Below are 20,430 nucleotides of genomic sequence, written 5' to 3'. Positions count from 1 at the left end.
TTTAGTAGGCGATCCCTGCACGGTTACGCACGAACTCCGTTTCTTTCAGCTGCCGGTAAGCGAAATGCGCGGTGTCCCCCACTGTGATTTCCTTTCCGCCCTCCGGCAAAAAGTCTTTTTCAATGCGGTAATCTCCACGCGCCTCCCCGTCCGGCAAATAGGTCGGACAGACAATGGTCCAGTCCAATTCGGTCTCTTCCAATAAACGATAAACCGCTTCGTGCTGTTCTGCGGCAAATGTTAGCTTGCGCTTCGAGTCCCCTCCACGGTAGCGAAGAAGCCCGGGCGTCAGTCGGCTGTTCAAGATGCCTGCTGTGCCGATGGTAATGATGCGCCTGACGTTATTGGCATGCATCGAAGCGATGATCAACGGCATCGCTTCTGTCAACGTCGTCGTCCGGTCGGTGCCGATTGCACTGAACACCGCATCTGCTCCAGCAACGGTCGCTGCAACATCCGCCAGGTTTTTCACATCGCCGACAATCATTTCCAGGTTCGGATGTTCATCCAACTTCCGTCTCCTGACCAACGCTTTCACGTGGTGGCCGTCTTCAAGCGCCAGTCGTAATATTTCACTGCCGACTCGTCCAGTAGCACCGAATACAGCGATTCTCATCTTTACTCCTCCTCAACAAGTCTAATCGCCAACGCATAGAAATGGTCCAGGTCCTGAATGCGCATCATATCAAGAGCCCCATTTTCATCGAGAAACCCGCCGCTTTCCATGCTTTGTCCTGACGTTGAGGCATAATAAGCGGCATAGACCGGCTGCTCTTTTTCCAGCACTTGCGGGTCTTCCAGAAGCCCGCCCCAGGAACTCAGCATTCCGCCTTGCGCATCGACTTCATGTGAATTCACAACTTTCCCTGCAGGCGTCGAAACCACAAAGCTCGTATGCCCTTCCAGATCTGAAGCCTTTCCGAATGCCAACAAACCGTTGTCAAATGAATCCACCGGAAAGCTGCTCATTGAAGAGAACGGATCGATTTTCTCCCCCAGGCGATAATGTTCCAGTTCAAGCTGTATATTATAGTCTTTCGGGAATTCTCCATTCAAATAGAAGTATTCCATGAACTCCATTGCCGTCGAGTCCACAAGCGCTTGTTCTTCCGCTTCCAGCTTTTTCGGTTCAATCGTCAGCTCTTCACCATTCTCACTGCTGCAGGCTGCCAGTATGAGCATCCCCGATAAAATCAGCCATTTCTTCATAGTACCCTCCTCATTGTTTCCCTATTTAACCAATAGAAAAATCAGAGAGAGCTAACTATTTGAAAAGGTATCCTTTTTTCGCTACCACTTCACGGATATCTTCACGCCGCGGCTTGCGCAGGAATGTCGCCATTTGTTCACTCCAAGTCGCTGATTTTTGGTTGGAACCGCGACTTGCGTAATAATTTTTCAAGGTTTGATCATACTCAGGAAGCAAAGTTTCGTATTTGGCTTCATCGTACTCGTTTTCATGCAGAATCGCTTCCACCGGCAAACGCGGCTTCACTTCATTGGCTTCGTTCGGTACACCGACAGTTAACCCGTAAACCGGGAAAACACCTTCCGGCAGACCGACCAGGTCACTGATTGCCTGCATATCATTGCGGACTCCGCCGATATAACAGATGCCATACCCTTTTGATTCGGCGGCAAGTGCCAGGTTCTGAGCCATCAACCCCACGTCTGTCACCGCTACGATCAAGTTTTCCGCCTGGTCAAAGACGATGGACTGGTTCTGCATTTCTCCCGCGTGCTTCAAGCGGTTATAATCCGCACACATAAGAAAAACTGCACCTGCCCCTTCCATTTGCTTTGGATTTTTGGACAATTCACCCAGTTTTTTTCGTTTTTCGGGATCTGTCACCCATACTATTGAATACGCTTGCACAAAATGGGACGTTGCCGCATGCTGTGCCGCCTCCACCAGTTCGCTCACTTCTTCACGTGTTAATTGCTTTTCTTTGTAATCGCGCACAGACGCGTGGGATTTCATCAATTCGATGACCATATGTATCCTCTCCTTTTCTCTGTTTCTTCTATCGTATCAAAAACTCTGCGAGGATACCCCTATTAAGTTTTTTGCTACAATGAAATTATAGAGGTGAATGAATTTGAAAAACGTGAAAACCGCTCTTATAATTATTTTTTTACTGGTTCTTGGCGGTTTTTTATTCATATGGGTACAAAAAGAATTGGCGTTCAGAGAAGAGTTGAGGCAACGGCCACTGCCTACACGCCTTCATCCAATTGTCGCTGAACACAGGGACCGGCTGATTGAAAGAACGGAGGAAATTGGCATCGACATCGTCATTACAGACGGCTTCCGTTCTGTCGAAGAGCAGGAAGCTTTGTACAGACAGGGCCGGGAGGATTCCGGCAATGTCGTAACCTATGCCAGAGGCGGCGAGTCCTATCACAACTATGGCTTGGCGATCGACTTTGCGCTGCAATTGGACGACGGCAATGTGGTGTGGGATATTGAACGGGACGATAACGGCAACGGCAGGCGCGACTGGTTTGAAGTGGCGGACATTGCCAAAGAGCTGGGCTTTGAATGGGGCGGAGACTGGGAACGTTTCAGGGATTATCCGCACCTCCAGATGACGTTCGGCTTATCAATCAAAGAACTGCAGCGCGGATGGCGTCCGGAAGATGTTTTGGAGGAGTAACAAAGCAAAAAAGCGCCTTATTGGGCGCTTTTTTCGTTACTTCAACTACGGATTCTTGTCGAATTTTGACGAACGTGCATAAAATTTTTTAAGCGCGCATAAATCCTGCTGAACGCGCAAATATTTTCTTGAGCGCTCATATATCCCACCAAGCGCGCATATGTTTTTATAAACGCGCATAAAGCTGAAATCTCCCCTGCGAACTGCTAATCAAGGAGGGCTTTTCTGAAGAAATTCTTAATAAATTGTGTGAAGAGACCAGCACTGGGGTAAGAGAACTATATTCAGCGACGAATAGGTTTTTCCAGAACCTTCTCCGCTTTCAGCTTAATTTTGTCTTTATTCACCAGATATACTACTATTGAATCAGCCGTTGTTTTCTTGCCAATTGAGAGTTTGTTCTGTTCATACAGAGCCAGATAGGAGGTCATTCGTGAAACAGGTTGCCATTATCATCCCCGCTTATAAGCCCGATCAAAAATGCCATACCACCATCAACGACATTTTGACAGCCGGTTTTCAGCGCGTCATTGTTGTAGATGATGGCAGCGGGCCCGAATATGCCGATTTTTTCGAATCGATTTCTCCTATTCCGGAAGTCACCGTATTGCGTCATGCCGCGAATCAGGGAAAAGGTCGTGCATTAAAAACAGCATTCCATTACATACTCAACCATCAACTGCCCATTCAAGCCGTCATCACCGCGGATGCAGATGGTCAGCATTTAGCATCTGACATGCTTAAAATTGCCCGTCAAATGAAAGAAAACCCGGATGACGTCGTCCTTGGCGCCAGGGATTTCAGCCAAAAAGATGTTCCATTCAGGAGTCGTTTCGGCAACAAGATGACACGTCTTTTGTTTCGACTGGCAATCGGAACCAAACTTACCGATACGCAAACCGGATTGCGCGGAATTCCGGTCAAATATCTGCGCCACCTGTTGACTGTAATCGGAGAGCGTTTTGAATACGAAATGAACATGCTCGCTGCACTGAAACCGAAAGGCATCCCGCTTTCAGAAGTGACAATTGAAACCGTGTATATCGACGAAAACAAGTCCTCACATTTTGATCCGTTGAGGGATTCTTTCCATATTTATAAAGTGTTTATTTTTTATGGCTTATCCGGGGCAGCTTCTTTTGGCCTCGATGTCGGCCTTTACTGGATTTTTATCCAGCTCCTGCGTGACGAAGCTCCGGAATTATTCATCATTCTGGCGACAGTTGCCGCTCGGGTTTTGTCTTCTCTGTTCAATTACTTTGTCAATCGCCACAAAGTATTCGGCCAGGGTTCCAAAAAATCGCTGGTCCGCTATTATATACTGGCCGCTTCCATCATGATCATGTCAGCGGCATCTGTCCATTTACTGTATGCCGAATGGCTGGGAAGAGGCGAAGTGATCCTGAAGGTCCTGGTCGATACGGTACTCTTCATATTTGGGTTTGTCGTCCAACGCTCATGGGTTTTCCGCAAAGAATGAAAAAACCTCCGCATTCCTTTTGAATGCGGAGGTTTTTCTGTATCGGCTGTAGTTTTGTTCAGTAAACTTTGTCTCCATTGAAAATCGAGTTTTTCACGACAACATAATCCACATGGCGAATGGCGTCGAGTTTATCGCCACCTGCGTAGGAGATGGCTGATTGGAGGTCCTGCTCCATTTCGATAAGCGTATCTTTTAAAGAACCCCTGTATTCCACATACATCTTTTTGCCTTCCACGTTTTTCCGTTCGCCTTTTTGAAATTCTGAAGCTGAGCCGAAGTATTCCTTGAATAACTGTCCGTCTTTCTCAACTGTTTGACCAGGTGACTCTTCGTGACCGGCAAACAAAGAACCGATCATAACCATGGATGCCCCGAAGCGCACAGATTTCGCGATGTCGCCATGTGTCCGGATTCCGCCGTCGGCAATGACCGGCTTGCTTGCCGCTTTTGCACACCAGCGAAGAGCAGCCAGTTGCCAGCCACCTGTTCCAAACCCGGTTTTGATTTTTGTGATGCACACTTTACCAGGGCCAATTCCGACTTTTGTGGCGTCCGCTCCTGCATTCTCCAATTCTCTCACTGCTTCAGGTGTGCCCACATTGCCTGCAATGACAAAGCTGTCGGGCAACAGTTTTTTTATGTGACGAATCATGTTGATCACACCGTTGGAATGGCCATGCGCCACATCAATGGTGATGTATTCAGGCGAAAGCCCTTCGTCCGCCAATTGCTGAACAAACTGGTATTCTTCCTCTTTTACACCGACGCTGATGGAAGCGTAAAGGCCGCGCTCCTGCATGTCTTTGGCAAAAGCCAGACGCTGCTCCGGCTTAAAACGGTGCAATATATAGAAATAATCGTTTTCTGCTAGAAACACGGCAATATTTTCGTCGATGATGGTCTGCATGTTGGCAGGCACCACCGGTAATTTAAAGGTCCGCCCCCCGAATTCCACGGATGTATCACATTCAGAACGGCTATCTACAACTGCTTTTGCAGGAACTAACTGAATATCTTCGTAATCAAACACATTTTCCATTTCTTACACCCCTATATACGAATAATAAATTTTATTTTGCATGTTAATGTTCGTCCATTTGATAATGTACTGCATTTTTTGCGGAATGTCAAAGCATTATCTCCTCCTTTTTCCTTTTAGCTTTGACGGGGTTTGTTTTATCCCCCAATGGGAATTAAATAGAGACATCAAAAAATTTCTTCTATAAATAAAGGCAAAAGGAGTGGGATTATGAAAGAGTTTTTCCGGCTTTTAACTTTTGGATCCAAATCGGCGTTATGGGCTGCCATTATTAATACTGTCGTCGGGATCTTGAAAACAGGCGCCTATTTAATCACAGGAAACGTGGCGATGTTTGCCGAAATGATGCACAGCTTCGGGGACGCTGCCAACCAGTTTTTCGTCTTCATCGGCTCTGCATTGAGCAAAAAAGAACCGACTGAACGTTTCCCGGGCGGATTTGGCCGGTTGGTCAATCTGGTGCTGCTGGGTGCCGTATTGGTTGTCGGTGTCCTGGCTTATGAAACCATCGTCGAAGGGATCCATCACATTTCTGACGCGGTTCATTCAGAAGAATGGTTCTGGCTGAATATCGGCGTGCTTGCCGTAGCTACAGTATTGGAATCATTTGTTCTTTATAAAGCGATGAAAGAAGTGACAGAACATTTACCGAAAGAACAGATCAAAGGATTGAAAATCATTCCGCAAAGCTATAAGCATGTCAAAGAAGCAAATCCAGCGACGAAACTGGTCTTTTTGGAAGACAATGTAGCAGTGGGAGGAGCGATTCTTGCGCTGTTGGCAATTGTCGTTGCCACATATACCCCTTTCCACAGCGCAACCGGATATGCCTCAATCATTATTGGCCTTGCACTTATTTTAGTTGTCGGCCGTATATTTCTGGATAATGCAGCAGGGGCCCTGGGCGTGGCAGATGTTAAAATGCAGGCGAAAATGGGAGCCAGAATTTTGCAGCATGACCAAATAAACGATATCCAGGATTTGAATGTCATCAAAGAAGGTGACAGCCTCCATGTTGAACTTCGTGTGGAAGTGGATCCGACTATGACCGTCGCCGAAGCCGATGAACTGCGCGATTATATCGAAAAAAAGATTGAAGAAGCCGTACCAAGTGTGACAGACATCATCATCGAATTTGACCAGGATGACGGTGTGCCTACATGGGAAACAGCAAAAGACGAGAAATAAAAAAAGCCGTAAGCTTCCTGAAAGCTTACGGCTTTTCCATTTTTCGTTGACCAACAAAACCACCAAACGATTGCCGTTACCCATTCACGCATTCAATGACCAGAAAAAGACCGCCTGAATAAGAAGTTACATCCAAAACGATCAAACCGGATCGCTTCACCAGCTCCAGAGTGTTCCGATTTAAATGGCAGCCATCAAACGCTTTTTTCCATATGGGAGTCAACAGGTCCTGTGTCTTCCCTGCCAGCTTCCCGTTCATCCTGACGTGCTCAAAAAGCAGTATTTTAGCTCCCTGTTTGCAAACTCTCCGAATTTCCTGCAGCGCTTTTTCCGGCTCGGGAATGGTACAGAACACCAGAGTTGCCGTGACTGTATCAAACGTTTTGTCAGGGAATGGCAGTTCTTCAGCTTTTGCGGGATATAACACCACCGGTACGTAAGACTTTTCAGCCTGTTTAATGGATTGTTTCAGCATCAAAGGATTCGGCTCCGTTGCATCGACTTCGACGGCTTTTCTGTAATGCCGAAAATTTGCACCTGTTCCGGAACCGACTTCCAGTACCCTTCCTTCCGCTTTGGCTATAAGCTCTTTTCTTACCTTATCAAATCCCATTTTCTCAAGCGGTTTCATTAAGGGATCATAAAATTTTGGAAACCACGTTCCCATCGCTTTCACCTCCGAAGTATTCTATTCACTGAAAATTTGCGTTAAACTAAAAGCAGATGCAGCAGGACTGTTCTTTTTGTATACCCTTTTCAAGAGCGGAATACAGCTTTTGCTGCCCATCGAAAGGAAGTGAGTCAGCAATGATCACCCGGCAAACCATTCTCTTCCTGGGAATTTCCCAATTGATCTGCTGGGGGATTTCCTTTTACTTGATTGCTGCCTTCGGCGATTACATATCCCAGGATCTGGGCTGGGAAAGTTCCACTGTTTATGGCGGGTTTTCAGCAGCTCTTATTATTATGGCAATCACTTCTCCGTTGACAGGCCGGTTAATCGATCAATACGGTGGTCGCATTGTCATGACGGTCGGTTCTGTGCTGCTTGCTTTCAGCTGTACCGGAATTGCATTGTCTCAAACCATTCCGAATTACTACGTTTCCTGGGTGTTGCTCGGTTTTGCGATGCGCTTGACGCTGTATGATGCCGCATTCGCTTCTCTGGCCCGAATCGGCGGAGCTGCGGCCAAACGGCCCATATCACAAATTACGCTGCTTGGCGGATTGGCCTCCACGCTCTTTTGGCCCATCGGCTTTTTCCTTGCTGAAACTTTCGGGTGGCGCGCAGCGCTGTTGGTCTATGCCGGTTTTGCTTTGTCGACGGTTCCACTGCATCTGTCCATCCCTAAAAACCGTTTTGAAGAACAGCAGCCGGATGCGGAAAACCCAATTCCTCATCCTCCTGCATCAGCTGGCAATGCCCGTGAACGGATGATTGCCGCCAGTTTGTATACCTTGATTTTCACTGTTCTTAACTTCCTGAATGCCGGGATGTCGACACACATGATCAGTCTGCTTGCAGGCCTTGGCCTGACAGCTGCGGCATCGGTATGGATTTCTACACTGCGGGGTATCGGACAATCATTGGCACGGCTGTGCGAAGTTGTCTTCGGCAGACGTCTTCATCCCATTACCTTGACGGTTGCGGCTTCGGCCGTTTTGCCGGTTGGTTTTGCCATCGGCCTATTCAGCGGCCAGTTTCTCACAGCCGCCTTTTTTTTCGCTTTTCTTTTCGGTGCCGGCAATGGTCTGATGACGATCACAAGAGGAACGCTGCCACTTGTGTTATTTGACCACAAAACTTATGGCTCATTGGTCGGCAAACTGCTGGTGCCCGGTTTTCTTTTGTCCGCCGTTGCCCCTCTTGCCTATACGTTCCTCATTGAGCACTTTGGCGAAAACGGGGCATTGAATTTTTCTGTACTGCTTGCTTTTCTGGTCTTTTGCGCTTCTGTTATCCTCAGATTCCGCTTTTTTAAAGTGAATGAAGACCGGGATTTGTGATAACATGTCACCGGTGGCAATAAAATCCCGAAGACCGGCATGTTTTCAATGTTACAGGGTATGACAAAATAGAGTGCTTTTTTCTCGCTGTGTCTGCAACACAATCACTGGAAATGCCCTCATCCATTCAATTGAAATTTTTACAAGGAGGTTGCTTATGGCAAAAAAAGATGAGGTGCCAAACAAAAAAAATCTACTGGACTACAGGATATTCGTTCCTTCTTTGCTGATTATTTTAGCCATTGGCATCCTGTTTTCATTGTACGAAGACAGGTCTTTAAATTTATTGAACGATATATTCGATACAATTGTCGATGTGTTTACATGGGGATACATATGGTATGCAATTATACTCGTGGCAGCGGCGTTGTTCTTTTCTTTTTCAAAGTACGGAAAAGTGGTGTTGGGCGATCCTTCCGAAAAGCCCCAATTCAGTTTGTTTGAATACGCTTCTATATTAATTGCAATGGGGCTTGGATCGACTATTATGCGAACCGGGATGATTCAATGGACAGATGTGGCCCTGGATCCTCCATATGGCGCAGACCCTCAATCAGCTGAGGCTTTGCTATGGGGGAATTCATACAGTATGTTTATGTGGAGCTTTCAGGTCTTTGCTATTTTCGTTATGGCAGCACCTGCCATCGGCTATGTGCTCCATGTCCGGAAAAAGCGGTATATGCGCATCTCCGAAGCTTGCCGCAGTATATTTGGGGATAAATTCACTGACGGCTTAGGGGGCATTGTGCTGGACGTTATTTTCCTCATCAGTATCCTTTCAGGAGCCGCCGTCACTCTTGGGCTTGGTGCACCGATCATCACTCATAATTTGGCGGAACTGTTCAATATCAATATCACGTTCGGTCTGACACTGGCTGTCACCATTGTCTGGGTCACCTTATTTTCCATCAGTGCTTATGCTGGGATTGAAAAAGGGATTAAACGACTCAGTACCTTCAACATGTATATGGCGGGAGCTTTTGCCTTGTTTATCATGATTGCCGGACCCGGTATCTTCATTCTCAATTATTTTACGGAGACGATCGGTTTTCTGGCTTCCCATTACGTGGATATTTCACTTTACACCAATTCATTGGATGTGGAAGGCAGCTCCTTCATGGAAAGCAACACCGTCTTCTGGTTTGCCTACAGTGCCACATGGGCGATGCTGCACAGTGTCTTTGCAGCGAAGATTTCCCGTGGCAGAACCATCAAGGAAATGATCCTGACATACCTGCTGGCGCCTACACTGATTTCATGGATTGCTACAGGTGTCCTTGGAGGATTGAGTGTCCACCGTTATTTGAACGGCACTGTTCCTGTGCTTGACATCGTGCAGCAGCAGGATCCGATGGCAGCCATACCGCAAGTATTGGCTTCTTTACCATTGCCGGCGATTGCCATTACTCTTTTCATGATTATTGCCCTGATTTTCCTGACAACTACATTGGATTCGACGACTTATACCATCGCCTCCTACATGGGAACGAATAATATGAGTCGGGAAGAACCTTCCAGGGTTCTGCGAATTCTTGTCGCAGCAATGGTGACAGCCATCGCTTTAGTGCTGATGAGAATCGGCGGTTTGGCACCGTTGGAAGTCTTATCCGGATTGATGGGACTGCCAATCATCGCCATCCAATTTCTGACCATTTATTCCGCTAAAAAGATGATGGATGAAGATGAAGCCTGGAAGTACAATATCAGGAGAAAAGATGAGAAGAAAAGATTAAAGAATCCTAATCGCCTATAGTTTTATCAGAGACCGGCCCCTTCTGCGAAAGAAGGAGCCGGTTTTTTCAAATCGTAATTTTCACTGACCTTATTCTCTTTCCCGCCTTTGGGAGTTTAAAATTTTTCCAAAACAGCAATACAAGTGATACAGGGAGGCGGAACAATGAAACAACTGTCATTGAATACAGACAAATGGACATGGATTAGCGTGGATATTGCATCCGCACAAGATATTTCCTCACTCCCCACCCTGCCTACAGCCGGCCACAAGTGGGTGGAATCGCTGAAAAGAGAAGAAACCAGCAACCTGGAGATGGAAACCACAAAAGAACAAACTGCAGCGATGTGGGGCGCGTTTATTTATCATCAAAATATTAAAGTAAGACAAAAACAAAATATCCTCAACTATTACTTAACCGACAATTTGCTGATTACCAGTAAATTGGACTTTTCCGCGTTTTACGAACTACCGGAACAGCAATTGATCGAGAAAATGCAACAAGCCGATAATGCCATTGAAGGATTCATGCTTCTTGTCGGTGAGATTGTCGCTTCGTTTCTGCAGGATATTGATGTATTTGAAAATCGGATGCATAATCTGTTGTGGCGTATCAAAGAAAAAAATGATGAGAACGTCTTCGATCAAATGATGAATAACCGCCATGAAATACTTGTGTGGAAAAACCTGATCGTCCCCATCTTTGAAATCCGGGAAGCCATTCCCGAAGCCTTCGGTGATGCGGCTGCAGAAGGAGAACAATTTAAAAGAACACGGCGCCGCATTAATCGGTGCCGGCAACTCATCCTTGATTACAACGAGGAAATAGGGGAAATGATCGATCTTGAGGACGTCCTCTCTGCCCACCGTGGAAATGAAATAGTAAAAACTCTCACCGTCATTACAATGCTATTCACGCCAGTTGCTGCCTTTGGAGCGCTTTGGGGCATGAATTTTGAAGTCATGCCTGAACTTAATTGGACGTACGGGTACCTCTTTGCCATCTTCGTCATTCTTATTTCAACGTGGGCGCTCTATTATTACCTGAAAAAGAAAAATTGGATTGGCAGTTTATTGAAAAATTTAAAAGACGACGAACCTTAACCAAAGAGACCTCACCGCAAATGGACCCGTTTCACGAAGTACGGTTGAACTTCCAGCAAACGGGTAGTGAAGAAACAAAAAGAGCAATTGGGGAGGGATATGATGAAAGAGCTGACATCAATAGAGCAGATTAAATCATTTACCGGACAACAGGGACTGCAGTTTCTTTATGTACTGACGCCAACCTGAAGTGTCTGCCATGGTTTGCTTCCTCAGGTGGAGGAAGCGATGGACGACTTCCCCCGCATCCAGACGAGGTTTGCCGATGCACAGGCGATTCCGGAACTGGCCGGCTTCTTATCGATTTTCACGGTTCCGGTCCTTGTGCTGTTTGCGGATGGAAAAGAGATCATGCGGGAAGCACGATTCGTGCATGTAGACGAGTTCAGAAGAAAGATTGACAAAATATACGGAGGGTATCATTCTTCTGACCAGTGAAAAAGGATGTCTCAGGGCTGGTGGTCAACCATCTTGGGACATCCTCTTTTTGTCTGTTCAATTGATCATGATTGTAAAGGGTGGTGCCGCTTTCGGTATTTCTAAACATGAACAGGTGCCAAGTCTTTTTCCCGCTGTACTTTTTTCCGGTTGAAGCTCATCAGTCTCATCGCGTTCAGGATGACAATCAGAACGCTGGCCTCGTGGATGAACATGCCGGACGCCAGGTGTACGGAACCCATCAGCACACCGGCCAACAGGACAGCGACGATGCCGACTGCGAAGAACGTGTTTTGTTTCATATTGCGGATGGTCGCTTTCGACAGGGAGTAAGCGTGTGAGAACTGCATCAGTTTATCCGCCATCAGGACGACATCGGCTGTTTCCATTGAAACGTCTGTACCGCCTTCGCCCATGGCGAGTCCGATATCCGCTGTGGCGATCGCCGGTGCATCGTTGACGCCGTCTCCTGCCATTGCCACCACATGGCCTTGTTGTTTCAGTTGGTTTACAAATGCCACTTTGTCTTCCGGCAACAGTTCCGCATGAAATTCATCCAGTCCTAATTTGGTGGCAACGAGTTCAGCGGTGTGCTGATTATCACCCGTCAGCATGACGATTTTCCTGACGCCGTTTTTTCTCATTTGAGCGAGTGCTTCTGCTGCATCTTCACGGATCTGGTCAGCGATCGAAAAGATACCGGCAATTTCCCCGTCCACCGCTGCAAAAATTGCGGTGTTTCCGGCTTTTTCACGATTTACCGCATAGCTTTCTGCTGCCGGCGGGATGGGGATATTTTCGGCTTTCATCAGCTTGCGGTTCCCAATAGCCAGCACATACCCTTCCACTGCAGCTGTCAGACCATTTCCTTTGATGACCTCTACAGCTTCCGGCACCTGCTCGAGTGCCATGTTACGGCTTTTCGCTTCTTTGACAATCGTTTGACCAAGATGATGTTCAGATGCTGTTTCCGACTGCGCCGCTAGACGAAGCAAGTCCTGCTCTTCATGCGAATGAAAAACTTTGATATCCGTCACTTCCGGTTTCCCTTTTGTCAATGTACCGGTTTTGTCGAAAACCAGTGTATCGACTTTCGCGAAACGGTCCATGACTTCGCCGCCTTTTACCAGAACACCGTTTTTTGCGCCATTTCCGATACCCGCTACACTCGATACCGGCGCACCGATGATCAATGCACCCGGGCATGCGATGACAAGAAACGTAATGGAAAGATGGAGGTCTCTCGTAAGGGCATAGACCAGAACCGAAAGTACGACGACTGCAGGGGTGTAGATATTCGCGAATTTGTTCAGGAATTTTTCTGTTTTTGATTTTGATTCCTGGGCTTCTTCCACCAGTTCAATGATTTTCGCGAACGTTGTATCGTCTCCGACTTTTTCAGCGATAATTTCAAGATAACCCGTATCGATGACGGTACTGCTGAACACTTGGTCCCCCAGCTTTTTGGAAGCAGGGACAGATTCGCCCGTGATGGCCGCTTCGTTCAACGAGGCGTGACCTGTGACGATTTTGCCGTCCACCGGCACTTTCCCACCGGTCCGGATGATGACGCGGTCCCCTTCCACCACTTCTTCCACCGGAACGGTTACATTTACGCCGTCACGGATGATGGTCGCTTCCTGCGGTGCCATGTCCACCAGGTTTTTTAGAGAAGATCGTGTTTTCTCCAGTGTGCGGGCTTCCAGATAATCCCCGAACAGGAACAGGAATGTGACGACTGCCGATTCCACGTATTCTCCGATAAACAGCGCACCGATGACCGCAATCGTCACCAGCATCTCAATGCTGAACGCTTTCATCAGAAGCGCCTGAAATGCTTTGATTGTTATTGGGATTCCGGCGATGACCGTCGCTGCGATCAATGTGAGCTGCCGCAGGTCATAATGGCCGGTGAAATGGAAAGCCAATGCCAGAGCCAGTAAAAAACCGGCTGAAAAAGTGATGCTTTGTTTGTGTTTGTGAATAAATCCAATCATGCTCGTTCAACTCCTCTTTCTTCATTTTATTTTGCAAAGTATTTTTGAAGGCTTTTTCTATTACACCTTTATCATAAAGGAGTTTACAGCAGAATAAATTGACCTCTATCAAGGAGGGTGGAAGAAATGAAAACAGTCATCGATAACTTGGACATTCAGTAGCGGCTTGATAACCGCTGATTTCCTGGACAACATAAAAAAATACGAGCCTCCTACGTTGAAGGAAGCTCGTATTTTATGTATGCAGGGGCTATTTCCCGTATCGTTTCTCGGCTCTGACAACACTGAAAAACAAGACTATAAACGCCAAAGTGACAAATACGACCCAGGAACCATGGTGATTGAGTGCCAGTACGACGGCTAATATGCTCGAAACAATTGAAAAAACAAATCCGGATATCGCTTTTGCATCTTTCAGCAGAATGAGTTTCATGGGCTTTTCCTTTCTTCGCTTCATGTTTTATCGAACTTTAACTTACCCGTCGGCAAATACACATCTTCTTTTTGAGTTGTTTTTACCACACGCGTAATTCCCCGCGCCAAGCCAATAACATAACCACTGAACAACCCCAGAGCCGCTCCGATCAGCAGAATGGCGGAAGCCGGCAATTCCAAAACAGAAGGAGCAGCATTGGCGAGCCAATAACCTCCGAACAACCCGAGCAGAATGACTGTCCCCAAAATCAGGAATCTTTTGAGAACAGATTGAAGCATTATATTACGAAATTTTTTGTCCACACCCATCAACTCCTCCACTAAATTCAAAAACCTGGCATCTATCGCATTTACCATAACATCCAGGACTTCCTTTATGGAGAGCTCTCTATTCTCCAGAATGTCCAGGAACTCTTCCCCATAACGGTTTCTCCACTTCTTTGGATATAAATGTACGAGCCATTTCATATCAATCCCAGCCTCTGAAACCCTAATTTGGTGACATTCTCAATTTCAGTTAGTTTTTCTTTCAAATACAGTCGACCTTCCGATGTGATCCGATAAGGTTTTCTTCTGTCTTCCGACGGAATGGCTTCGATGAATTTCATTTTTTCCATACGGCTGATGGCGCCGTATAACGTACCGGGGCCAATCTTCATATCGTATGACTTCTCAATGTCCTCCATGATGGCATAGCCGTGCTTATTGCCTTCCGCCAAACTGATCAAAATGAACAAACTGGGTTCTGAAAATCGGTCAAGTGAACTCATCGTCTTTCTCCTCTCTTTTTGTTACGTTCAGCGTTATATCGTATAACGTAATAATATCGGACAACAAATCTGCAGTCAAGAGAAATTTTCTTTTTCTTCAGTTAATACAGAAATAATAAGTGTTCACACAAAAGCCCGGTATAGCAGCATTCTTTTATAATGCGTCATACCGGGCTTTTTATTGGTTTAAACTATTTTAGTCAATTATTTTCAAAACTCGACCTATCTGTCATCCAGACAGTGACTTCTTCAACCGGTTTTCTTTTTCCGACCGGCAGTTCCCGCTTGGGATAACCGATATAGAGAAATCCCAGTACCTCGCCTTTTTCAGAGAGGCCGAACAACTCCTTCATCACCGGATCATAGGCGGGTGCTCCGGTGCGCCAGTATGCGCCCAGCCCAAGCTCTTCGGCAGCGAGCAGCATGTTCTGAATTGATGCATACACCGCTCCGTACTCTTCTCTGACGTCCACTTTGGGGTTATCACTCGGTTCCGCGGCAACTGTAATGATTGCCGGTGCACGGAACGGATTGTCTGCCGCAGCCTGGAGCTTTTTCCGGTTCTTTTCGCTTTCCGGATCTTCCATGTTTTTTGCTGCAATTTTCGCCAGAACTTTCCCAAGCGGCTCTCTTCCGCTGCCTGTCAGGACAAAATAGCGCCACGGTTCTGTCCGGTGATGGCTCGGAGCCCATGTACCGGCTTCCAGCACTTTCTCCAAAAGTTCTCTTGGCACCGGCTCCTCTGAGACGAGTCCGTTGCTTCTTCTTTTTTTGATGGCCGATAACACGTCCATAGATTTTGCCTCCTTTAACAACCACTGCGAATTGGTTTTATTCCACCAATCGATCCTATCGATCAGGAAGAGCTTTTAACCTGGATTTGCTTCTTCATTTTATGCTCAGTATGCCTGGTGCCCCATTCGTGCATGGCCTCCAAAATCGGCTCCAGGCTCCGGCCATACTCAGTCATGGAATACTCCACTTTTGGCGGCACCTGGGGATAAACAACGCGCTCGATAATATCTTCCTCTTCCAGCTCGCGCAATTGCTTGGTCAGCATCTTTTGTGTAATGCCTGGCATATTGCGTTTTAACTCACTGAAACGTTTTGTGCCTTCCTGCAGCAGGTATAGTAGAATCACCGGTTTCCATTTCCCCACAAGAATGCCCAAAGCGTCTTCTACACGGCAATGATCGGGTTTCTTTTCCAAAACGGCGGCCTCCTTAGTATCTTTTTGTATACTATAGCACTTTAAAGTGCGTACTTACAAAAAAGCAGTTCACAGCTTATAATGGCAGTAGATTTAAAATCAGAAGGGCGGATTCACCCATGGAAAAATATCGCATTAACCCTGACGAAGGATTAGAGTTTGGCATTTATACGCTGGGAGACCACTTGCCGAACCCCGCGACAGGCGAAAGAATCTCTGCTCAGGAACGGATTCAGGAAATCATCGAATACGCAGAGCTGGCAGAACAGGCAGGCGTCGATTTTTTCAGTGTCGGCGAAAGCCATCAGGAATATTTCGCTACGCAGGCGCATGCGGTGGTGCTTTCTGCAATCGCGCAAGCTACGAAAAAAATCAAAATTGCCAGCTCTTCCACCATCATCAGCACCTCAGACCCGGTACGTGTCTATGAAAACTTCGCCACTCTTGACCTGATTTCGGGCGGCAGAGCAGAGATTGTGGCAGGACGTGCTTCCCGGATCGGGCTCTTTGACCTGCTCGGCTATGACGTCCGCAACTACGAAGAGCTTTTCGAAGAAAAATTCGAGCTTCTGCGCTTGATCAATGAAAACGAAACCGTCAATTGGAGCGGCGAATTCCGGGCACCGCTGCGTGATGCACAGATGCTTCCACGTCCGGTCAACGGATCCCTTCCGATTTGGCGTGCAGTGGGCGGCACACCAGCAAGCGCCATGAAAGCCGGATATGCCGGCGTGCCGATGTTCATGGCCCATTTGGGTGGTGCCACCTCAACTTTTAAACGGACAGTCGACGCTTACCGCGATGCAGCACGGGCAGGCGGGCACAACCCCGATGAACTGCCGATTGCCACAGCAGGCTTTTTCTATGCTGCGGAAACATCACAACAAGCGCTGAAAGATCTGTACCCTCATATCAACGAAGGAATGAAACGGACGAACGGCGGCGGGTTCCCGAAACAGCTCTTTGCTCAAGGTGTGGACCCGCATAACATCATGAATGTCGGCAGCCCGCAGCAAATCATCGAGAAAATACTGCATCAGCACGAAGTGTTCGGCCATCAGCGCTATATCGCCCAAATCGACTTTGGCGGGATGCCGATGGACAATATCAAGAAAAACCTGGAACTGATCGGCACGGAAATATTGCCGGCGATCAAAAAGTACACAGCCAAAAAATAAGGAGGAAACGGAATGAAAATTGTTGCTTTATCCGGTTCCCAAATCGGTTCGAAAACGAGAATCGCCATGGACGCAACCGTCAAAGCGATTTCCGAAAAATATCCGGATGTGGAAACAACTTTGATCGATCTGGCTGATTACAGAATGGAATTCAGCGATGGCCGCAATTACCTCGATTATGAAGGGGATACGGGTTACGTCACAAAAACCCTGATGGAAGCAGATGCCATCGTCATCGGGACGCCCATTTTCCAGGCATCCATTCCAGCCGCTTTGAAGAACATCTTTGATTTGCTGCCGGTAAATGCTTTCCGCGACAAAGTGGTCAGCATGCTGGTGACAGCAGGCTCTGCCAAGCATTACATGGTGGCAGACACTCAGCTGAAACCGATCCTGGCTTACATGAAAGCACAAATGGTCCAGACTTTTGTCTTTATTGAAGAAGAAGATTTTCTTCAGAAAGAAATCATCAACCATGACGTATTGTTCCGCATCGACCGACTTGCAGAAGACACGGTGGTGCTGACGGAAACGTTTACGAAGATACGTGAGGAAAAGGAAGCGGAGTACGATTTTTAAAGATTTATAAGGTAAAACTACAAAAATGGATATAGAATGAATGGACCCCCGAATCGCCGCCACCTGACATAAGTGGTTGTATTCGGGGGTCCATTCATTTAGGGATCCTGTTTTATTCACACATTTTTGAATGTATATCATTTATCATTTTCGGTTTCTTTAGAAGACGTGAAGTTTTGCATCAACAACAGAATTCCTGCTAAAAAACACAAAAAAGTGGACATGAACACTTCAAGCCAAGAAGAACCCAAAGCTCTGAATAACAGGACAGATAAACAGCCAACGATAAAATAAACAGGGACAAATCTTTTCGATGATAATAATTCGCTCAACGCCACCAATTCCTTTTCATAAATGTACTGGTCTCTTTGGAATCCTCTTCCACCTATCGTCAATCCAGCTTAACATAAAAATGGTTGCTACGAATATTCCCTTTTCATGATAGCATGCTCTCCAATCTCTCTTTTACCTTTACCCACTCTCTATCTATTACACTATAGTAGACTGAGTCCCGCACAAACCCATCAGGCAAGATCCGATGCTGACGGAGTACCCCTTCTTTAACGGCCCCTATTCTTTCAATGGCCTGTTGAGACCTTATATTGCGGCCATCCGTTTTTATTTGAACACGGATGGCCTGAAGAATTTCAAAGCAGTGTTTCAACAGAAGATACTTGCACTCTGTATTGACTCGGGTTTTCCAAACAACGGGAGACAGCCATGTCCACCCTATTTCCAAACTTTTATCGTGGGTGGATATATCAAGAAACCGAGTGCTACCTACAATTTTCCTCAACTTCTTATCGAAGATAACAAAAGGAAACTCGGTTCCTTGCTCTCTCGCTTGAAGCGCCTTGTCTACAAGACCTTTCATGTCTTCAATCGACTCTACTTTCATTGGCATGTATGCCCATATCTCCGCGCTGTTGCCTGCATTGAACAAGTCCTCAGCATGATGAATTTCCATAGGAAGCAAAATTACTCTTTCCCCCACTAGTTTCACTGGTGTAATCTTCATAATTTACCTCTCTTTTTTTAATGTAGTATACATCAAACCGTCATTTTTATTACTTCTCTTTCTTAAGCAGTTAATCTACTAAGCTGCTTCTCCATTATTACAATCACGAACACATTTCAGGAAAACTGGCCGGCATAAGTCCAGTGGAGTGACAGATTCATGAAGTACACAAAAGTTGGAAAGCTGCAAGTTGAGAGCTCCAGTCAAACTCGGTTCTACATTTTTCCTTCTCTGATCCAAAGAATAATTTTGTATGTACCAAATACAGCGAAAAGCATAGTAAGAACAACAAATCCTAAATAAACAAATAAAAAGGGATTATTTAAATCTCTATAGAAAACGGAAACAAAAATTACAAGACCAAGTGATGTAAAATACATCAAAATGTTTGGCAAGATCCAAACCGTCCTTAATAAGTAATCCTTGATAATAAACCCTCCTTTTTTCATTAACCTTTCAATTTCGAAGCATTCCGAAAAGTACACGCTTACGAACGTCACCAAAACAAGAAAAAACGCCCGAAAAAGTGTCCCGGCACTTTACGAACGTTCGAATTGGAACCTATACTTTTCCAAACAACAAACCTGACCACCTTACTCGCCATGTGCCCATGCAATGCGCGGATCGATTTGCCGTGACATCCGGACCATCACGGGTTGAAAACCGATGCGCGGCCAGAAATAGGAAGCCAATTGGTTGGGCGTATGCCAATCCGCGAAAATGTAATCGTAGCCTTCTTTTTTCATCTCTGAAAAACAGTAGTTGGCGAGTGACCGCCCCACCCCTTTGCCGCGAAGCTCAGGATTGGTCGAAGCAGCGGCCAGCTCGGCGCAATTGGCAGGTGTCACTAAGCTGGAGGCAGCCGTTTTTTTGAAGTAGACGTGGAAGCCCGCAATCCTCTCTCCTTGTCTTGCCAGCCACAAGTGTGCTTCTTCATCTTCAGAAAGCCCAGCATAACTTTTCTTTACATTTTCCAATGCTTCTTTCGTAATCGGCGCCCATGAAGGAGCGGCCGCCTGGTGGATGCTGTTCCATACCGCCATTTTCTTTAACAGCGATACATCTTCTTTACCGCCGCTTTGAATTTCCATCTCAGGTATCGGTTCTTTTCCGTGCGGTTCGAAATCCTTCAATGACAAAATGGCGTATTTCTGTTCATAAGAAAACGACTGATCGAGCCATTCGGCCACAATGGATTCATCACCCAGCGGAGCCAGCAGCACATGATGAAAGTAACCGTGCTTGACCCATTCCGCCCCTGCGTCCGCATACAGCAGGCGCAGCAAACTTGGATGCTCTTTCCCGCCGATTGCAATCGACTCATAGTCCATCCACACATATCGGCCCCGCTGACTGTCTTCTTTAAATTCATAAAGCAAATAACCGATGACGTCAATCCCACGAACCGCCACAATGCCGCTGATGTAAGGACGTTTCAGCATTTCCCGGATAATAGTTTCCGCTTCGTCAATTTCTTCAAAAGCCGCAGGAAGATAAGGAAAGCTCTTCCGCTCCTTCTCATGGCGCTTTGCCAAAAGCGCTGACATCTGTCGAATGTGACGCTCTTCCACTCCCATAAACTGAATCATCGACTG

General features: G+C 46.5%; 23 protein-coding genes. 10 read left to right on the top strand and 13 right to left on the bottom strand.

All coding sequences use genetic code 11. The annotated features are described in order from the left end of the window. Position 1: 1 nt before the first annotated feature. Genes EEX84_RS10940 through EEX84_RS10930 form a run of 3 tightly spaced genes read right to left on the bottom strand, consistent with a single transcriptional unit; the run spans position 2 to position 1,996 of the window. Positions 2 to 616 carry an NAD(P)-dependent oxidoreductase gene (locus EEX84_RS10940; protein ID WP_123165674.1) on the bottom strand — a complete coding sequence of 205 codons (615 nt, stop codon included), beginning with the start codon at positions 614 to 616 and terminating at the stop codon, positions 2 to 4. Positions 617 to 618: 2 nt separating this feature from the next. Next, positions 619 to 1,209 carry a hypothetical protein gene (locus tag EEX84_RS10935; RefSeq protein ID WP_123165673.1) on the bottom strand — a complete coding sequence of 197 codons (591 nt, stop codon included), beginning with the start codon at positions 1,207 to 1,209 and terminating at the stop codon, positions 619 to 621. Between the two features lie 55 nt (positions 1,210 to 1,264). Further along, a complete protein-coding gene (locus EEX84_RS10930) occupies positions 1,265 to 1,996 on the bottom strand; it encodes an NADPH-dependent oxidoreductase (RefSeq protein WP_123165672.1) in 732 nt (243 codons plus the stop codon). A gap of 103 nt (positions 1,997 to 2,099) precedes the next feature. Here EEX84_RS10930 and EEX84_RS10925 point away from each other — a divergent pair, with 103 nt between their 5' ends. Further along, positions 2,100 to 2,657, top strand: coding sequence for a M15 family metallopeptidase (locus tag EEX84_RS10925; RefSeq protein ID WP_123165733.1), 558 nt, complete (start codon positions 2,100 to 2,102; stop codon positions 2,655 to 2,657). Between the two features lie 433 nt (positions 2,658 to 3,090). Then, entirely contained in the window at positions 3,091 to 4,137 is a 1,047-nt protein-coding gene (locus EEX84_RS10920; protein WP_123165671.1) for a bifunctional glycosyltransferase family 2/GtrA family protein, read from the top strand. 58 nt (positions 4,138 to 4,195) lie between these two features. Here the strand turns inward: EEX84_RS10920 and guaC are convergent, their stop codons facing one another. Next, complete coding sequence (gene guaC, locus EEX84_RS10915) at positions 4,196 to 5,179, bottom strand: GMP reductase (RefSeq protein WP_123165670.1); 984 nt, start codon at positions 5,177 to 5,179, stop codon at positions 4,196 to 4,198. A gap of 210 nt (positions 5,180 to 5,389) precedes the next feature. On the opposite strand from guaC, the gene EEX84_RS10910 reads away from it, so the two are divergent. Beyond that, the gene (locus EEX84_RS10910; protein WP_123165669.1) at positions 5,390 to 6,367 is read left to right on the top strand and encodes a cation diffusion facilitator family transporter; all 978 of its coding nucleotides are present in this window, start codon (positions 5,390 to 5,392) and stop codon (positions 6,365 to 6,367) included. A gap of 76 nt (positions 6,368 to 6,443) precedes the next feature. Here the strand turns inward: EEX84_RS10910 and EEX84_RS10905 are convergent, their stop codons facing one another. Next, positions 6,444 to 7,034, bottom strand: coding sequence for a class I SAM-dependent methyltransferase (locus EEX84_RS10905; RefSeq protein WP_123165668.1), 591 nt, complete (start codon positions 7,032 to 7,034; stop codon positions 6,444 to 6,446). A 140-nt stretch (positions 7,035 to 7,174) separates the two neighbouring features. Here EEX84_RS10905 and EEX84_RS10900 point away from each other — a divergent pair, with 140 nt between their 5' ends. The 5 genes from EEX84_RS10900 (at position 7,175) to EEX84_RS16685 (ending at position 11,648) form a co-directional block, all read left to right on the top strand. Then, positions 7,175 to 8,374, top strand: a complete 1,200-nt coding sequence (locus EEX84_RS10900; protein ID WP_123165667.1) for an MFS transporter — start codon at positions 7,175 to 7,177, stop codon at positions 8,372 to 8,374. Positions 8,375 to 8,531: 157 nt separating this feature from the next. Then, positions 8,532 to 10,127: a BCCT family transporter gene (locus EEX84_RS10895; protein ID WP_123165666.1), complete on the top strand. Its 1,596-nt coding sequence runs from the start codon at positions 8,532 to 8,534 to the stop codon at positions 10,125 to 10,127. 144 nt (positions 10,128 to 10,271) lie between these two features. Then, entirely contained in the window at positions 10,272 to 11,210 is a 939-nt protein-coding gene (locus tag EEX84_RS10890; protein WP_123165665.1) for a magnesium transporter CorA family protein, read from the top strand. 66 nt (positions 11,211 to 11,276) lie between these two features. Continuing rightward, positions 11,277 to 11,399 carry a hypothetical protein gene (locus EEX84_RS16740; RefSeq protein ID WP_275669732.1) on the top strand — a complete coding sequence of 41 codons (123 nt, stop codon included), beginning with the start codon at positions 11,277 to 11,279 and terminating at the stop codon, positions 11,397 to 11,399. 39 nt (positions 11,400 to 11,438) lie between these two features. Beyond that, entirely contained in the window at positions 11,439 to 11,648 is a 210-nt protein-coding gene (locus EEX84_RS16685) for a YbbN family protein (protein WP_240033961.1), read from the top strand. Positions 11,649 to 11,749: 101 nt separating this feature from the next. Here EEX84_RS16685 and EEX84_RS10880 read toward each other — a convergent pair whose 3' ends face one another. The 6 genes from EEX84_RS10880 to EEX84_RS10855 all read right to left on the bottom strand — a co-directional run bounded on the left by EEX84_RS10880 (position 11,750) and on the right by EEX84_RS10855 (position 16,060). After that, positions 11,750 to 13,645, bottom strand: a complete 1,896-nt coding sequence (locus tag EEX84_RS10880; RefSeq protein ID WP_123165664.1) for a heavy metal translocating P-type ATPase — start codon at positions 13,643 to 13,645, stop codon at positions 11,750 to 11,752. A gap of 250 nt (positions 13,646 to 13,895) precedes the next feature. After that, a complete protein-coding gene (locus EEX84_RS10875; protein ID WP_123165663.1) occupies positions 13,896 to 14,078 on the bottom strand; it encodes a hypothetical protein in 183 nt (60 codons plus the stop codon). Between the two features lie 20 nt (positions 14,079 to 14,098). Then, on the bottom strand, positions 14,099 to 14,548 hold the full coding sequence (locus EEX84_RS10870) for a MotA/TolQ/ExbB proton channel family protein (protein WP_123165662.1): 450 nt from the start codon (positions 14,546 to 14,548) through the stop codon (positions 14,099 to 14,101). Beyond that, the gene (locus EEX84_RS10865) at positions 14,545 to 14,850 is read right to left on the bottom strand and encodes a PadR family transcriptional regulator (protein ID WP_123165661.1); all 306 of its coding nucleotides are present in this window, start codon (positions 14,848 to 14,850) and stop codon (positions 14,545 to 14,547) included. Before EEX84_RS10865 ends, EEX84_RS10870 begins: the two co-directional genes overlap by 4 nt. A 200-nt stretch (positions 14,851 to 15,050) precedes the next feature. Continuing rightward, positions 15,051 to 15,644 (bottom strand): nitroreductase family protein, encoded by a 594-nt coding sequence (locus tag EEX84_RS10860; RefSeq protein ID WP_123165660.1) that lies wholly within the window; start codon positions 15,642 to 15,644, stop codon positions 15,051 to 15,053. A gap of 62 nt (positions 15,645 to 15,706) precedes the next feature. Further along, positions 15,707 to 16,060 carry a winged helix-turn-helix transcriptional regulator gene (locus EEX84_RS10855; RefSeq protein ID WP_123165659.1) on the bottom strand — a complete coding sequence of 118 codons (354 nt, stop codon included), beginning with the start codon at positions 16,058 to 16,060 and terminating at the stop codon, positions 15,707 to 15,709. Between the two features lie 119 nt (positions 16,061 to 16,179). On the opposite strand from EEX84_RS10855, the gene EEX84_RS10850 reads away from it, so the two are divergent. After that, on the top strand, positions 16,180 to 17,238 hold the full coding sequence (locus tag EEX84_RS10850) for an LLM class flavin-dependent oxidoreductase (protein WP_123165658.1): 1,059 nt from the start codon (positions 16,180 to 16,182) through the stop codon (positions 17,236 to 17,238). A gap of 12 nt (positions 17,239 to 17,250) precedes the next feature. Beyond that, positions 17,251 to 17,817 (top strand): NADPH-dependent FMN reductase, encoded by a 567-nt coding sequence (locus EEX84_RS10845; protein ID WP_123165657.1) that lies wholly within the window; start codon positions 17,251 to 17,253, stop codon positions 17,815 to 17,817. 436 nt (positions 17,818 to 18,253) lie between these two features. Here EEX84_RS10845 and EEX84_RS10835 read toward each other — a convergent pair whose 3' ends face one another. Together EEX84_RS10835 and EEX84_RS10825 are read right to left on the bottom strand one after the other, a co-directional pair. Continuing rightward, positions 18,254 to 18,835, bottom strand: coding sequence for a GNAT family N-acetyltransferase (locus EEX84_RS10835; protein ID WP_123165655.1), 582 nt, complete (start codon positions 18,833 to 18,835; stop codon positions 18,254 to 18,256). 593 nt (positions 18,836 to 19,428) lie between these two features. After that, on the bottom strand, positions 19,429 to 20,424 hold the full coding sequence (locus tag EEX84_RS10825) for a GNAT family N-acetyltransferase (RefSeq protein ID WP_123165653.1): 996 nt from the start codon (positions 20,422 to 20,424) through the stop codon (positions 19,429 to 19,431). Positions 20,425 to 20,430 lie beyond the last annotated feature (6 nt).

The organism is Planococcus salinus, from assembly GCF_003719725.1.
Classification (GTDB): domain Bacteria; phylum Bacillota; class Bacilli; order Bacillales_A; family Planococcaceae; genus Planococcus; species Planococcus salinus.
Note: the sequence above shows the minus strand (reverse complement) of the source record. Positions and strands in the feature narration are given on the sequence as shown.

Bases quoted from the DNA above. Each gene is read 5' to 3' on its own strand.
- EEX84_RS10865 (WP_123165661.1), bottom strand. From the start codon at position 14,850: ATGAGTTCACTTGACCGATTTTCAGAACCCAGTTTGTTCATTTTGATC.
- EEX84_RS10835 (WP_123165655.1), bottom strand. From the start codon at position 18,835: ATGAAGATTACACCAGTGAAACTAGTGGGGGAAAGAGTAATTTTGCTT.
- EEX84_RS10875 (WP_123165663.1), bottom strand. From the start codon at position 14,078: ATGAAACTCATTCTGCTGAAAGATGCAAAAGCGATATCCGGATTTGTT.
- EEX84_RS10890 (WP_123165665.1), top strand. From the start codon at position 10,272: ATGAAACAACTGTCATTGAATACAGACAAATGGACATGGATTAGCGTG.
- EEX84_RS10900 (WP_123165667.1), top strand. From the start codon at position 7,175: ATGATCACCCGGCAAACCATTCTCTTCCTGGGAATTTCCCAATTGATC.
- EEX84_RS16685 (WP_240033961.1), top strand. From the start codon at position 11,439: ATGGACGACTTCCCCCGCATCCAGACGAGGTTTGCCGATGCACAGGCG.
- EEX84_RS10940 (WP_123165674.1), bottom strand. From the start codon at position 616: ATGAGAATCGCTGTATTCGGTGCTACTGGACGAGTCGGCAGTGAAATA.
- EEX84_RS10845 (WP_123165657.1), top strand. From the start codon at position 17,251: ATGAAAATTGTTGCTTTATCCGGTTCCCAAATCGGTTCGAAAACGAGA.
- EEX84_RS10825 (WP_123165653.1), bottom strand. From the start codon at position 20,424: ATGATTCAGTTTATGGGAGTGGAAGAGCGTCACATTCGACAGATGTCA.
- EEX84_RS10910 (WP_123165669.1), top strand. From the start codon at position 5,390: ATGAAAGAGTTTTTCCGGCTTTTAACTTTTGGATCCAAATCGGCGTTA.
- EEX84_RS10935 (WP_123165673.1), bottom strand. From the start codon at position 1,209: ATGAAGAAATGGCTGATTTTATCGGGGATGCTCATACTGGCAGCCTGC.
- EEX84_RS10905 (WP_123165668.1), bottom strand. From the start codon at position 7,034: ATGGGAACGTGGTTTCCAAAATTTTATGATCCCTTAATGAAACCGCTT.
- EEX84_RS10870 (WP_123165662.1), bottom strand. From the start codon at position 14,548: ATGAAATGGCTCGTACATTTATATCCAAAGAAGTGGAGAAACCGTTAT.
- guaC (WP_123165670.1), bottom strand. From the start codon at position 5,179: ATGGAAAATGTGTTTGATTACGAAGATATTCAGTTAGTTCCTGCAAAA.
- EEX84_RS10895 (WP_123165666.1), top strand. From the start codon at position 8,532: ATGGCAAAAAAAGATGAGGTGCCAAACAAAAAAAATCTACTGGACTAC.
- EEX84_RS10880 (WP_123165664.1), bottom strand. From the start codon at position 13,645: ATGATTGGATTTATTCACAAACACAAACAAAGCATCACTTTTTCAGCC.
- EEX84_RS10930 (WP_123165672.1), bottom strand. From the start codon at position 1,996: ATGGTCATCGAATTGATGAAATCCCACGCGTCTGTGCGCGATTACAAA.
- EEX84_RS10860 (WP_123165660.1), bottom strand. From the start codon at position 15,644: ATGGACGTGTTATCGGCCATCAAAAAAAGAAGAAGCAACGGACTCGTC.
- EEX84_RS10850 (WP_123165658.1), top strand. From the start codon at position 16,180: ATGGAAAAATATCGCATTAACCCTGACGAAGGATTAGAGTTTGGCATT.